This window comes from Nonomuraea sp. B208, assembly GCF_057536035.1.
Window position 1 is genome coordinate 1 of sequence record NZ_BAAJOU010000014.1, and the last position, 14,113, is coordinate 14,113.

The window sequence follows — 14,113 nt, forward strand, 5'->3', positions numbered from 1 at the left end:
GGCGCCGGGCGGTGGTGCGCCGGCTTGCGCGGCGCCGGGCGGTGGTGCGACGGCCTGCGCGGCGCCGGCGTACACGGTGTCGGCGTACACCGCCAGCATCCGGTCCACCGCCGGCGCGAACCCGCCCACCGCGAGCCCGGCCACGGCCAGCACCGCCGCCGGCCCCGCGAAGGCCCACCCGATCCGGCGCGGCCGGGCGGGCGTCACCGCCGGCTTGGTGGCGAAGACGCCCCGGAGCAGCCGCAGCGTGTACGCCGCGGTGAGCGCCGAGCCGAGCACCAGGCCGCCGAGCACGACCCGCTCCACCGCCGAGCCGTGCAGCAGCGCCTCGAAGATCGCCTCCTTGGCGACGAACCCGGCCGTCGGCGGCAGCCCCGCCATCGACGCCCCCGCGAGGACGGCGACCGCCGCCAGCCACGGCGTACGCCGGCCGAGCCCGCTCAGTTCGCGCAGGTCCCTGGTGCCGGTCGAGCGGTCCACGACGCCGACGACGAGGAAGAGCGTGGCCTTGAACAGCGCGTGCGCCAGCAGCATCGCCGTGCCCGCGAGCGCCGCGTCGCGGCTCCCCGCCCCGAACACCGCCATGAGCAGCCCGAGCTGGCTGACCGTCCCGTGGGCGAGCAGCAGCTTCGCGTCGTGCTGCCGCAACGCCGTCCACCCGCCGACGAGCATGGTGAGCGTGCCGGCGACCAGCAGCACCGCCCGCCACGCCGTCGCCTCGCCGAACGCGGGCGTCATCAGCGCGGTCAGGAACACCCCGGCCTTCACCATCGCCGCCGCGTGCAGGTAGGCGCTCACCGGGGTGGGCGCGGCCATGGCGGCGGGCAGCCAGAAGCTGAAGGGGAAGATCGCCGACTTGCTGAGCGCGCCGAGCAGGACGAGCAGCAGCGCCACCGTCAGATAGGCGCCGTCCGGCAGCGCCCCGGCGAGCTGCGACCACCGGTAGGTCCCGGCGTGCTGCCCGAGCATGACGAAACCGGCCAGCATCGCCAGCCCGCCGAGCGTGGTGACGAGCAGGGCCTGCGTCGCGGCCGCCCGGCTCGCCCGCCGGGCCGCGTCATGGCCGATCAGCAGGTACGAAAGGACGGTGGTCAGCTCCCAGAACACGTACAGCACGAGCAGGTTGTCGCTGACGACCAGGCCGAGCATGGCGCCGGCGAACGCGACGAACAGCGCGGCGAAGCGCCCGAGCCGGTCGTCCCCGGCGGCGAAGTAGCGGGCGCTGTAGGCGAGGACCAGCGCGCCGACCCCGCCGACGAGCACGATCATCAGCCAGCCGAGCGCGCCCACGTGGACGGCGAGTTCGAGGCCGAGCCCCGGCACCCACGGATAAGCTCCGGCGACGGCGCGGCCGGCGAGGATCGGGCCGGTGTTGGCCAGCGCCCACGCCAGCGACGCGGCGGGGACCGCCGCCAGCAGGTAGAGGGCCCGCCGGCCGAGCCGGCGGACCGCGAGGGGCGCGGCCACGGCGGCGAGCGCGTGCGCGGCGACGAGCAGGAGCGCTCCCGGCGCGCCCAGCAGCAGGTGCGGTGCGCTCATGGGGGCTCCGTCAGGGCGGCGAAAGGCGTTCCGGCGGACGAGAGGGCAGTGGCGGGTGCGGCAGTCGCGGATGCGGCAGTGGCGGGTGCGGCGATGGCGGGTGCGGCAGTGGCGGGTGCGGCGATGGCGGGTGCGGCGGTGGCGGGTGCTGCGGTGCCGGGTGCGGCGATGGCGGGCGGCGGAATCCGGGCAGGAAGGCGTCGCTCGGGGTAGATCCTCGGTCTCCGATCCTCAGATGACGTGTTGCCGGCTTACGGGCGGGCCTCGGGGACGAGGGAGGCCAGGCGCCGCTCGATCTCGCTCAGCCGGTCCGTGAGCGGGCGGCTGTGCAGCAGGTCGGCGAGCTGGTCGGCCTCCTGCTGGTCGAGCTCCACGGTGTGGGCCGGGGTGTCGGGATCGGCTCGGTCGTACAGGACCAGGGAGTGTTGCCCGGTTCGGGAGACGATGACGGCGAGGCGGTCACCCTCCCGGGTATCGAGGTGGTGGACGGTTCCGATGCCCGGGACGGTAGCGTGCGTGATGTGCACGGTTGAACAGCTCCTTTCGTCGCATGGTCGTGCGGCCGCCTCGGCAGCGTGCGTGGGCGGATCCGCCCTGCTTCCAGTGTCGTCGCGGGCCGTCGGCGGCACCATCGGGTCCAACACCCATTTCCGGGGGTGGCCACCATGTAGCCGGCCATGGAAGCGGCCGCTGGTTGGACAGATCCCGGCGGCGTCGGTGAGGCTGGAGACATGAGCTCGCCGACCAGCGGAAACCAGGAGGCACACCGGGAGACGCGCCGGGAGACGCCGCGTGCGCCGCGTTCGCCGGCGTCGGCGCTGTTCCGGCGCCTGTTCCTGTTCAACGGGCTCGTCTTCGCCACCGGGCTGACCGCGCTGGCGCTGTCGCCGGCCACGGTGTCCTCGCCGGTCCTGCTGAACGAGCTGCCGATCCTCGCCGTCGGCCTCGCGGCGATGCTCACCGCCAACGCGCTGGTGCTGCGCACCAGCCTGGCCCCGCTCGGCGCGCTGACCGTCCTCATGGAGCGGGTCGACCTGGTGCGCTCCAGCGACCGCATCGCCTCCAGCGGCAACGGCGACCTCGGCAACCTGATCGACACCTTCAACGCCATGCTGGACCGGCTGGAGGCCGAGCGCAGCTCCAGCGCCGCCCACGCCCTCGCAGCCCAGGAGGGCGAGCGTCAGCGCATCGCGCGGGAGCTGCACGACGAGATCGGGCAGAGTCTCACCGCGGTCCTGCTCACCCTGAAGCGCGTCGTGGACCGCGCGCCCGCGGAGCTGTGCGACGAGCTGCGCGCGGCGCAGGAGACGGTCCGCTCCAGCCTGGACGAGGTCAGGCGGGTCGCCCGCCGGCTGCGGCCCGGCCCGCTGGAGGACCTGGGCCTCATCAGCGCCATGAACTCCCTGGCCACCGACTTCTCCGCGCTGAGCGGCGCGACGGTGACCCGGCTGCTGGACTCGCGGCTGCCGCAGGTGAGCGGCGACACCGAGCTCGTCATCTACCGCATCGCCCAGGAGTGCCTGACCAACATCGCCCGGCACGCCGGCGCCACCCGCGTGGAGCTGTCGCTGCGCGCCGAGGACGGCGCCGTCGTGCTGCGCATCACCGACGACGGCGTGGGCGGCCCGATCCGCGAGGGCGCCGGCATCCGCGGCATGCGCGAGCGGGCCATGCTCATCGGCGCCGACCTCGCCATCGAGAGCGCGCCCACGCGGGGCACCCGCGTACGCCTCACGGTGCCCGTCCCCGTTCCCGAAGCCGCCGATTCGCGAGAGTGAGTGCATGCAAGCGCAGCCGACCCGGATCCTGCTCGCCGACGACCACGCCCTCGTACGCCACGGGCTGCGGCTCATCCTGGACGCCGAGCCCGACCTGACCGTCGTCGCGGAGGCGGGCGACGGTGCCGAGGCCGTCGAGCTGGCCACCCGCGGCCAGGTCCCGATCGACCTGGCCATCCTCGACATCGCGATGCCGCGCATGACCGGCATCCAGGCCGCCCGCGAGATCTCCCGCCGCGCGCCCGGCGTCCGGCTGCTGATGCTCTCGATGTACGACAACGAGCAGTACTTCTTCGAGTCGCTCAAGGCGGGCGCCAGCGGCTACGTGCTCAAGTCGGTGGCCGACCGCGACCTGCTGGAGGCGTGCCGCGCGGCCATGCGCGGCGAGCCGTTCGTCTACCCGGGGGCGATCACCGCGCTCATCCGCGACTACCTCCAGCGGCACCGGCAGGGCGAGCCGGTGCCCGACACCGTGCTCACCCCGCGCGAGGAGGAGATCGTCAAGCTCATCGCCGAGGGCCACTCCTCCAAGGACATCGCCGGCATCCTGGTCATCAGCGTCAAGACCGTCGAGCGGCACCGGGCGAACATCCTGGCCAAGCTCGGCCTGCGCGACCGGCTGGAGCTGACCAGGCACGCCATCAGGGCGGGCCTGGTCGAGCCCTGACCCCTGCCGGGTCAGCGGAGGGGGTCGAACTCGGCCAGCGCCCCGGGCTGCTTGCCCGTGGTGATCTGCTCGGCCAGCAGCCGCCCGGTGATCGGGCCGTGCGCCATGCCCCACATGCCGTGGCCGCCCGCCACGTACACGGTGGGGGCCGTCGTCGCGCCGACCAGCGGCCGGCCGTCGGCGGTGACCGGGCGCGGCCCCACCCACGTGTCGCTGCGCTCGTCCAGGCGCACGCCCCGCAGCAGCGGCCGTACGGAGGCGATGAGGGCCTCCAGCCGGGCCGGCACCTGCGGCGCGTCCGGGTCACGGAACTCCATGGTGCCCGCCACCCGCAGCCCGCCCTGGTACGGCGTGCACGCCACGCGCACGCCGGGCAGGTAGACCGGCCCGTGGACGGGACGCTCGACCGGCACGGTGAAGGAGTAGCCGCGGCCCGCGCGCAGCGGGACGCGCACGCCCCACTTGCCCGCCAGGCGCGGCAGCCACGCGCCGGTGGCCAGCACCACCGCGTCGGCGGACAGCACCGTGCCCTTGGCCGAGCTGACGATCGCCTTCCTGCCGTCGGTGCGCACGTCGTCGACCTCGACGGCGTACACGGTCGCGCCGCGCCGCATCACGGCCCGGCCCAGGGCGTGCACGAACGCGCCCGGGTCGACGTAGCGCTGCCCGTCGATCCGCACCCCGGTGGTCAGCGCCTCGCCGGCGAGCGGGACCTGCTCGGCCAGCCGGTCGCCGTCCAGCACGGCGTGCTCGACGCGCTGCCCGATCGCCTCCAGCCTGCGCAGCTCGCGCAGCAGGCCCTCGGCCTCGGCGCGGGTGCGGAACGCGGCGGTGATCGGCGCCGCGACCACGGGCGCGGACACGCCGCTGCCGGCCAGCACCTCGTACGCCTCCACGCACTCGTCGTTGAGCGGCAGGTTGGCGCGGGCCGCGCGGGTCCACGACCGCCAGCGGCTGTTGGCCGCGAAGCGGGTCAGGAACGTCCACAGCCCCGGGTCGAGGGTCGCGGGCACGTGCAGCGGCGCGGCTGGGTCGAGCAGCGAGCGCAGGCCGTAGCGCACCACGGCCGGCTCGTTCAGCGGGATGGCCAGGCCCGGCGCGATCCAGCCCGCGTTGCCCCAGGACGCGCCGGCCGCCAGGCCGCCGCGGTCGACCACGTCGACCTGGACACCGCGCTCCTGCAGGAACCACGCGGTGGACAGGCCCACGATGCCCGCGCCCACCACGATCACCGAACGCGGCCAGTTGCCGACCATGCCACCCTCCGACGTAGAACGACTCTCGCTGTCCCAGCCAGGATGGCCCCTGCGGCGACCTGCGGCGTTGTGGCCGGACGACAATTTCGGCGCTCCCGTTGTGGCGCGCGCACAACGGGAGGGGGCGGCTCAGGGCCGGTCGTCGTCGCCGGACGCGGCCAGCATGATGGTCATGGCCAGGCGCTGGCGGGGGTCGTCCAGGTCCAGCGGGGTGAGCTCGTTCATCTTGCGCAGCCGGTTGCGTACGGTGTTCGGATGCACGTCGAGGCGCTCGGCGGTCCAGGCGAGGTCGCCCTGGCTCTCCAGCCAGGCCCGCAGCGTGGCGACGAACCGCGTGCCGTGCAGCGTGTCGTGCCGGCGCAGGGTGCTCACCGGGCCGCGTGCCGGGGTCCGCCCGCCGCGCGCGGCGGCGCGCAGCCGCAGCAGCAGGATCTCGTCCCAGGACTCGTCGTAGGCGGGCGGCACAGAACCCAGGCCGGCACCCTGGCCGGAACCCAGGCCGGCACCTTGGCTGGCACCCAGGCCGGCACCTTGGCCGGCACCTTGGCCGGAACCCAGCCCACCGCCCGCCCCCGCGCCCTCGTGCAGCGCCAGGCACTCGTCGGCCTCCTGGCGGCCCGCGGGCAGGTCCGTGACCTCGGCGGGCGCGCCGATCCCGGCCGCGACGCGGACCGGCGCGGGCAGCTCCGCCTGCAGGTCCCTGACCCACTGCCGGGCCGTCTCTGCCTCCTCGCCGGGCAGGAGCGTGTAGAGCGTGTCGCCGAGCAGCGCGCTGCGGCCCGGCCTGGACCAGCCGAAGCCGGTCGTGGCCTGCTCGAAGGCGAGCAGCAGCGCGGCGTGACGGTCGTCGGGGGTGAACGCGCGCACGGCGACCACCCGCATGGCGCGCGGCGCCAGGCCGAGCCTGCTGGCCGACGTCGCCGCGTCGGCGCCGCCCTCCAGCAGCCGGCCGACCAGGTCGGACTCCACCTGCCGCTCCAGGTCGGCGCTGGCGCGCGAGCGCAGCAGGTGCAGCGCCACCACGCGCGCGCCGTCGGCGAGGGCGCGCAGCCGCTCGCCGGTCAGCGGGGCCGCGCAGCTCACCCACACCGAGCCGAGCAGCTCGCGCCCGGCCCGCACCGCGACCGCCATCCGCCCGGTCAGGCCCTGCTCGTCGTCGGCCGCGACGAACACCGGCTCGTCCGTCGCCGCCAGCCGGGCGAACACGCCGCGCCGCTGCAACCGCTCGCGCAGCCTTTCCGGCACGCGCCGGCCGAGTATGGTCGCCAGCCGGGCGGGGTCGCCCGCCTGCTGGCTGCGGGAGTAGGCGAGGACCCGCGAGTGCCGGTCCTCGATGGTGACCGCCCCGCCGATGACGTCGGCGAGGCTGTCGGCGAGGGCGAACAGGTCCGTCGGGCCCCGCCCCGAGGCGGTCTCCCTGCTCTCCAGGACCAGTCCGTACACCACGCCGGCGAGCTGGCTCCACGACACGGCGGGGTCGGCCAGCAGCACCGCCACGCCGTGCCGGTCCCTGAGGGCGGCGGCGTCCTGCTCGGCGCCGCCGCCCTCGGGAGGACGGACGAGGACCGCCGTGGCCTGCGCCGCCGCCGCCCACCGCACCGCCTCCGCGGGCGAGGACGCGCCGACGGCCAGCAGCAGGTCGCCGGTGACGTGCCGGTCCGTGGCGTCCGGCATGGCGACGCTGCGCAGCACGGCCGAACGGGCCTCGGGGCGGCCGCAGAGCCGGACCCCGTACCCGCCCAGCACGTTGACCAGGCGGTCCAGCGTGATCATGATCACCTCCGATGGGTGGAAGGGGCCGCGCCCCCGAAGGTCACGCGGCCTCGTGCCTGCGCTGGCAGTCGATGCAGGTGCGGGCCAGCGGGCGGACCTTGAGCCGCTCGAACGGGATGCCCCGCTCGCAGTGGGCGCAGCGGCCGTAGGTGCCGTCCGCCAGCCGGTCGTAGGCCTGCGACAGCTCGGCGACGGCCCGCTCGGCGGCGGTGATGGAGGCGAGCAGCTCCTGCCAGGTGCCGTCGGCGCCGCTGCCGTCGCGCTCCTGCTCGCGCAGCGCGTCGAGCTGCCGGCTGCGCTGTTCGAGCTGCTCCTGCAGGTCCTCGCGGAGCGACTGGAGCTGCACGGTGCTGAGGTGGGCCCCCGGGAGCACGTTCTCGATCATGGTGGGTCCTTTCTTCGATGACGTGTTCGTCGTTGGAGATCAGTGGGCGGCGGAGGCGAGGCCCGCCGCCAGGTCCGGCTGCAGGCACAGCCGCATCAGGCCGCGGACGGTGGCGTACTGCGGCTGCGCGGCCACCTCGACCGGCAGCCGCAACGTGCCGCGCAGGCGGCGCAGCAGCAGGTCCTCGCGCGCGCCGCCGCCGGTGACCAGCAGGCCGCGGGCGCGTACGGCCGGCAGCCTGCGCACCAGGCCCGCCGTCATGTCGACGACGCCCTCCAGCGCGTACGCCGCCAGCCCCAGCCCGGTCGTGGCGCTGAGCTGCAGGGCGGCCGCGTCCACGACGACGCCCTCGCTGATGGCCACGACCTCGACGATGCCCGCCCCGACGTCCAGCACCAGGCACGGCCGTGGGTCGAGCACGTCCAGGCCGGCGCCGACGGCGGCCGCCAGTGGCTCCTCCACCAGCGTCACCTCGCAGCCGGCGGCCTCGGACACCGCGACCCGCACCGCCCGGCGGTCGCTCGGCGACGCCGCGAGCGGCACCCCGGCCAGCACCCGCGCCGGCGGCCGGCCGTCGTAGAGCCGGGTGTCCTGCACCACCAGGCGGACCAGCCGCAGGCACGCGCCGGGATCGGCCACCATGCCGTGCCGGAGCGGCCGTACCACCTCCGGCGAGCCGGAACCGGACGGCCGCCCCATGACCGCCGACGCCCGGTCGGCGATGGCGTGCCCGCCCACGGCCAGTGACCGGGTGCGCGCGGTGCCGAGATCGAGCGCCAGGAAACGCCGCACCGCGCTCATTCCGGCGGGCGCTGAACTGACAACAGGCATGACGATGATCCGCTCCTGGGCGAAGTCGGTGGAGAACGGCGGTCCGGCACAGGGGCCGGCCGCCCTGGGGACGGACGGTCGGAGAACGCCTCACAGGCACGCGCGACGGCACCCGCCGCCTTCACCGGGTGGGCGCAGGCACGGGGACGGACGCGACGGGCGGGTGTGTGGACGCGCGGTCAGGCTCCGCGGCGTACGTGGCCGTGGAGCCCGTCGGGGAAGACGTCGGCTAGACGGCCGGCGGGCTGCGCGAGCCCGCGGTGCGGTGCGCGAGCTGCTGCGGATCGCGGAAGGCGTCCGCGTCGGAGCCCGGCGACGGCGACAGCGCCAGATGGGCGAGCGTGTCCTGGCTCGCGCCGCGCAGCGGCGGCCACAGCGACAGCACGTGGTGCTCGCACACGTTGTTGCCCTGTGGGGGCAGGCCCTCGGGGTCGGCGTCGAGGCCGCCCACGCTCCACACGGGAGCGGCGGCCGCCTGCGCGGCGGACGAGCCGCCCGCCCAGCCGAGGACGCCCGAGGGCAGCAGCGACAGGGCGACCAAGGACAGCACGACCAGGGCCATCACGCCGGTCGGCGCGATGGACCCTCGCGATGCTCTCCACGGTCCCCTCACAGGCCCGACCATAGCCCACGCCACAGGAAAATGACATTTCCCGTCCCGGCGGCTTGCGGGTAGCGTGGCCCGCAATACCCACGCATTACCCCTTACCCGCTCATTACCCTTACCCATTCATGTCCGGACAGGAGGAGACGTGCGCAGCAGACTGTCCGCCGTCCTGCTCCTGTTGTCGGCCTTCCTCCTCGGCCCCGGGCCCGGTATCCACCCGCCCGCGTCCGCGGCGACCGCCGTGGCCTCCGCCGGGTGGTGGTGGGGCAGCCCCGCCGCCCATGACAACCAGGACCTGGTGCTGCTCGGGCCGCACCAGGCCCGCGGCGTGCCCGCCCTGCTGCGCCCGCACCCGCTGCGCGGTGCGGCGGCCGTGCTGCCGCTGTGGCTGGCCGTGCTGCCCACCGGCGGGCAGCACGGCCCGCGGGCGCTGCCCATGGCCGCCCCTGCCGACGCGCCCGCCCCGGAGCCACGGCCGGCCGGTCGCCGCGCTCCGGCACGGGCGCCCCCCTCCACGACGCGCTGACGTCCTTTTCCCTTTTTTCGACAGCCCGTGGAGGCTTTCATGTCACGCGCGCCCGTTTGGCGTGCGGTGGCGGCGCTCGTTCTCGTCGTCACCGCATCACTACTCACGGTGATGAACTCGCCACGCCTCGGCCTCGACCTGCGTGGCGGCACCCAGCTCGTCTTCGAGACCCAGGACTCGCCCACGGTCAAGGCCGACGGCGAGTCCACCGACCGCGCCCTCGACGTGCTGCGCCGGCGTGCCGACGCGCTCGGCGTGGTCGACCCGACCCTGCTGCGCTCCGGCGAGCGGCGCATCATCGTCGAACTGCCCGGCGTGCTCGACCCGCGCCAGGCCGCCGCCGTCATCGGCAAGACCGCCCAGCTCGCCTTCCACTCCGTGGCCGGGGAGGCCGGCGAGCCCACCCCGACCACCGGCGAGTCCGGACCGGTCCTGCCCGACGAGTCGGGGCAGCGCCTGCGGCTCGGCCCCGCCGTGATCACCGGCGACGGCGTCACCGGCGCCGACGCCCGCAACGACCCGCAGCAGGGACCGGCCTGGTCCGTGAACGTCGACTTCCGCGACGCCGACGCCTGGCAGAAGCTGACCGGCGACGCCGCCTGCCACGCCCCCGGCGACCCCCGGCGGCGCGTCGCCATCGTCCTGGACAACGAGATCATCTCCTCGCCGCAAGTGGACACCGGTCTCGCCTGCCGGGTCGGCATCCCGGGCGGGAGCACCCAGATCACCGGCTCCTTCACCTTCCAGGAGGCCACCGACCTGGCCGTGCTGATCAAGGGCGGCTCCCTGCCCGTCCCGCTCACCCTGATCGAGCAGCGGACCGTCGGCCCCACCCTCGGCGCCGAGGCCATCGAGGCCAGCGCCAAGGCGGGCATCGCCGGCGTGCTGCTCACCGCGCTGTTCATCGCCGTCATGTACCGGCTGTCGGGGCTGATGGCGACGATCGCGCTGGCCGCCTACGGGCTGCTGTCCTACGCCGCCCTGCTCGCCCTGGGGGCGACGCTCACGCTGCCGGGACTGGCCGGGTTCGTCCTGGCGATCGGCATGGCGGTCGACGCCAACGTGCTCGTCTTCGAACGGGCCCGGGAGGAGTACGCCCGCGCGCCACGCCGGGGCCTGCGGCACGCCCTCGACCGGGGCTTCAAGGGCGCCTGGAGCGCCATCGCCGACTCCAACATCACCACGCTGCTGGCCGCCGGGCTGCTGTTCTGGCTGGCCTCCGGACCGGTGCGCGGCTTCGGCGTCACGCTGGCCGTCGGCGTCCTCGCCTCGCTCGCCTCGGCCATGCTCATCACCCGCGTCCTGACCCACCTGCTCGTCGCCCGGTCCGGGCCGCGGCTGGCCCGGCTGTCCGGGCTGACCACGCAGGGCCGGGTCAGGACGTGGATCACGCGCCGCAACCCGTACCTGATGGGGGCCGGGCGGCGCTGGCTCGCGGGGGCCGCGCTCCTGGTCGCCGCCGCCGTGGCCGGGCTCGTCGCGCACGGGCTCAACTTCGGCATCGAGTTCACCGGCGGCCGGATGGTCGAGTTCACCACCACCCAGGCGGTGGACGCCGACGCGGCGCGGCAGGCCGTGGCCGGGGCCGGGCACCCGGGAGCGAGCGTCACCGTCTCCGACGACGCCGTGTCGATCCGGGCCGGCCAGGTCAGCGCGGACGACGTCGTCGCGATCGAGCAGGCGCTGGAGTCCCGCTTCGGCGAGGTGACCAAGCAGCGCGACGAGCTCATCGGCCCCAGCCTGGGCGAGGAGCTGCGCCGCAACGCGTTCATCGCGCTCGCCGTGGCGCTCGCGGCCCAGCTCGTGTACCTGGCCTTCAGGTTCCGCTGGACGTTCGGCGCCGCCGCGGTGCTGGCCCTCGTCGTGGACACCCTCGCCGTGCTCGGCCTGTTCGCCTGGCTCGGCAAGCCCATCGACGGGGTCTTCCTGGCGGCCATGCTGACCATCATCGGATACTCGATCAACGACAAGGTGGTGGTCTTCGACCGGGTCCGCGAGCTGTGGCAGGGCAAGCGGCAGGGCCGCTTCGCCGGCATCGTCAACACGGCGATCCTGCAGACCGTGCCGCGCACCGTCAACACCGGGCTCGGCGCGCTGTTCATCCTCGCCGCGCTGGCCTTCTTCGGCGGCGACACGCTGCGGGACTTCGCGATCGCGCTCATCGTGGGCATCGTGGTCGGCACGGCGTCGTCGTCCCTGGTGGCCGGGCCGCTCGCGATCGAGTTCGAGCGCTTCAGCAAGCAGCCCCCGCCCCAGCCGCCCGCGCCGCGCACCCGCCGGCGCGAGGGCACGGGCGCCGTCCTGTAGCGGTGGCCAGGTAGCCGCTTCCCCTAACGGGGGAGCGGCTACCAGCCCTCCACGACCCGGATGATCGTCCTGCCGCGGACGCGCCGACCGGGCGCGAAGGCGTCGGGCGCCTCCTCCAGAGGGCGTACGGCTCCGACGACCGGGCTGAGCCGCCCGTCCCGGACCCGCCGGGCCAGGTCCGCGAGCCGCGCCCGGTCGGGTTCGACGACGAAGAAGATCGCCCGGCCGTCCTCCGGCCGGACCGTGGGCGGGCGGGCGATCGTGACGAGCGTGCCGCCGGGACGCACCAGCGCGGCCGAGCGGTCCAGCACGTCGCCGCCGATCACGTCGAACACCACGTCGGCAGGACCGGCCTCGTCCAGGGAGCCGCCGTCCAGATCGACGAAGGCGTGCGCCCCGAGCTCGCGGACGAGATCACCGTCGCCGGCCCTGCCGGTGCCGACCACCCGCGCGCCCGCCTCGCGCGCGAGCTGCACCGCGAGGCAGCCGACCGCGCCCGCGGCGCCGTGGACGACGACGGTCTGGCCCGCGGCCAGGCGCGCGTGCTCGAACAACCCCTGCCACGCGGTCAGCCCCGACACCGGCAGCGCGGCGGCCACGGTGTGCTCGACGTCCGCCGGCAGCGGCGCGAGATTGCGGGCCTCCACGGCGACGTACTCCGCCAGCGACCCGTTGCGCGCCCAGTCGGTCAGCCCGAACACGCGCTGGCCGACCGTCAGCCCCGTCGTGCCGTAACCCAGCTCGGCCACGACCCCGGACACGTCGTGCCCCGGCACGCTCGGCGTGCGGTCGCGGCCCGCCCGGTCCTGCCACGTCGCCGGCCAGTCGAGCTCGCCGCGGGTGAAGCCGGCGGCGTGCACGCGTACGATGACGTCGTTCTCGGCGGCGTGCGGAAAGGGCTCCTCCGTGAGGCGGAGCCCCGCAGGGCCAGCCGATCGATCTCGTACGGTGACGGCCCGCATGGGTCCTCCTCCTCCGGGCGGCGCGGTTGGACTCTCCCCCCGTGGGAGACCCCAAGCTACCGCTGAGCGCCAAGGAGAGACATGACCATCCTGCAGGACATCGAAGCCCGTGGCACGCACCACTGCGAGACGACGACGCTCGGGGTGTTGCTGCGGCACGAAGGACTCGACCTGAGCGAGCCGATGCTGTTCGGGCTCGGCTCCGGCCTTTCCTTCCTCTACTGGGACGGCAAGGGGATGCCGTTCCCGTTCCTCGCGGGGCGGGTGAAACCCTTCGAACTCACCAGGAACCTGGCCGCCAGGCTGGGGCTGGCGCTGGAGGTCAAGGAGACGACCTCGCCGCGCAAGGCGTGGGAGAACGCGGCGGCCGTCGTCGACGCGGGCCGGCCGGTCGGCCTCCAGCTCGACTCCTACCACTTGGACTACTTCCGGACGAAGGTGCACTTCGGCGGCCACGTCGTCGCCATGTACGGCTACGACGAGCACGACGCCTACCTGGTGGACACCGGGCAGCAGGGGGGCGCGGTGCGTACCGGCAGGGAGAGCCTGGCGCGGGCGCGGGCCGAACGCGGCCCGATGACCGCGAGGAACCGCTCCTTCACCCTCGCCCTGCCCGCGCGTCCCCCGCGCTGGCAGGACCAGATCCTCCCCGCCGTCAGGCAGTGCGCGGACGCCTTCCTCGCCGCCCCCATCGCGAACCTGGGCCACCGCGGCATCGCCAAGACGGCCGAGCGGGTGCCCGGCTGGCTGCGGCGCGCCGCCGACCCGCGACAGGACCTTCCGCGCGCCGCCCTGCTCATGGAGGAGGCCGGCACCGGCGGGGCGCTGTTCCGCGCCCTCTACCGCGACTTCCTGGGCGAGTGCGTCCTGCTGACCGACGACGCCCGCCTCCGCACCGGGCACGACCTGTACGCCTCCGCTGCGGGCCTGTGGACGGACGTGGCCGCGCTGATCACCAAGGCGGGGGAGAGCGGCGACACCGGCCCGCTGGACCAGGCCGCCGCACTCCTGCGCGACCTCGCCCGCATCGAACACGACGCCATGACGGCACTGTCACAGGCCGGCCGCTGAGGCCGCGTCCCGCCCGTGCCTCTCGGCAGCAGTACCGGCAGCGCCACCAGCGCCGGCAGGACCGGCGGCCTGCCGAAGGCGGACCTGACGCGCGGTACCTGTCGCTTCCGGCTTTCCCGGCGCATGCCGCCCCGGCCGGCCACTTCGACGAGGCCGCGGCCTGAGGGTGCTGCGGCTGTGTGAGCAGGGCCGGGTCGCGCAGGATCGTGCCCGGGTTCCCGCGACTTGGGGCATGTCTGTGACCTGCGCGGCAAGCCGGACCGAGGCTATTCAAGCGGATCAGGCGGTCCACAAGGGCGATGCGCCACTCTCACCAACAGTCCCAGAAGGGCGGGAAGCGCTCGTCCTCCTCCTGGAGAACCGGCCGGTCGTGGCGCACCTGGCCCCAGGGATGCGCGCACCATCCTCGTC

General features: G+C 74.9%; 13 protein-coding genes. 5 read left to right on the plus strand and 8 right to left on the minus strand.

The features are described from left to right. Positions 1-1,539, minus strand: a 1,539-nt coding sequence (locus tag AC27IY_RS10700) for a proton-conducting transporter transmembrane domain-containing protein (RefSeq protein WP_487177823.1), incomplete at its 3' end; no start/stop codon positions are given. 251 nt (positions 1,540-1,790) lie between these two features. Beyond that, complete coding sequence (locus AC27IY_RS10705) at positions 1,791-2,066, minus strand: cation:proton antiporter regulatory subunit (protein WP_364457298.1); 276 nt, start codon at positions 2,064-2,066, stop codon at positions 1,791-1,793. Positions 2,067-2,270: 204 nt separating this feature from the next. Here AC27IY_RS10705 and AC27IY_RS10710 point away from each other — a divergent pair, with 204 nt between their 5' ends. Then, a complete protein-coding gene (locus AC27IY_RS10710; protein WP_487177824.1) occupies positions 2,271-3,317 on the plus strand; it encodes a HAMP domain-containing sensor histidine kinase in 1,047 nt (348 codons plus the stop codon). 4 nt (positions 3,318-3,321) lie between these two features. After that, a complete protein-coding gene (locus tag AC27IY_RS10715) occupies positions 3,322-3,984 on the plus strand; it encodes a response regulator (RefSeq protein ID WP_344219512.1) in 663 nt (220 codons plus the stop codon). Between the two features lie 11 nt (positions 3,985-3,995). On the opposite strand, the gene AC27IY_RS10720 is transcribed toward AC27IY_RS10715, so the two are convergent. From AC27IY_RS10720 to AC27IY_RS10740, 5 genes are all read right to left on the minus strand, one after another. Continuing rightward, on the minus strand, positions 3,996-5,240 hold the full coding sequence (locus AC27IY_RS10720; protein WP_364457303.1) for an NAD(P)/FAD-dependent oxidoreductase: 1,245 nt from the start codon (positions 5,238-5,240) through the stop codon (positions 3,996-3,998). A 129-nt stretch (positions 5,241-5,369) separates the two neighbouring features. Further along, the gene (locus AC27IY_RS10725; RefSeq protein ID WP_487177825.1) at positions 5,370-7,013 is read right to left on the minus strand and encodes a PucR family transcriptional regulator; all 1,644 of its coding nucleotides are present in this window, start codon (positions 7,011-7,013) and stop codon (positions 5,370-5,372) included. 40 nt (positions 7,014-7,053) lie between these two features. Beyond that, on the minus strand, positions 7,054-7,398 hold the full coding sequence (locus AC27IY_RS10730; RefSeq protein ID WP_344219506.1) for a TraR/DksA family transcriptional regulator: 345 nt from the start codon (positions 7,396-7,398) through the stop codon (positions 7,054-7,056). 39 nt (positions 7,399-7,437) lie between these two features. Next, on the minus strand, positions 7,438-8,190 hold the full coding sequence (locus tag AC27IY_RS10735; RefSeq protein ID WP_423471418.1) for a rod shape-determining protein: 753 nt from the start codon (positions 8,188-8,190) through the stop codon (positions 7,438-7,440). Between the two features lie 268 nt (positions 8,191-8,458). Next, positions 8,459-8,842 (minus strand): hypothetical protein, encoded by a 384-nt coding sequence (locus tag AC27IY_RS10740; protein ID WP_344219502.1) that lies wholly within the window; start codon positions 8,840-8,842, stop codon positions 8,459-8,461. 139 nt (positions 8,843-8,981) lie between these two features. Here AC27IY_RS10740 and AC27IY_RS10745 point away from each other — a divergent pair, with 139 nt between their 5' ends. Beyond that, positions 8,982-9,362, plus strand: coding sequence for a hypothetical protein (locus AC27IY_RS10745; RefSeq protein ID WP_364457310.1), 381 nt, complete (start codon positions 8,982-8,984; stop codon positions 9,360-9,362). Positions 9,363-9,401: 39 nt separating this feature from the next. Further along, positions 9,402-11,669 carry a protein translocase subunit SecD gene (gene secD, locus AC27IY_RS10750; RefSeq protein WP_487177827.1) on the plus strand — a complete coding sequence of 756 codons (2,268 nt, stop codon included), beginning with the start codon at positions 9,402-9,404 and terminating at the stop codon, positions 11,667-11,669. A gap of 38 nt (positions 11,670-11,707) precedes the next feature. Here secD and AC27IY_RS10755 read toward each other — a convergent pair whose 3' ends face one another. Beyond that, entirely contained in the window at positions 11,708-12,631 is a 924-nt protein-coding gene (locus AC27IY_RS10755) for an NADP-dependent oxidoreductase (RefSeq protein ID WP_487177828.1), read from the minus strand. A gap of 81 nt (positions 12,632-12,712) precedes the next feature. On the opposite strand from AC27IY_RS10755, the gene AC27IY_RS10760 reads away from it, so the two are divergent. Next, positions 12,713-13,702 (plus strand): BtrH N-terminal domain-containing protein, encoded by a 990-nt coding sequence (locus AC27IY_RS10760; protein WP_487177829.1) that lies wholly within the window; start codon positions 12,713-12,715, stop codon positions 13,700-13,702. The last annotated feature ends 411 nt before the right edge of the window (positions 13,703-14,113 follow it).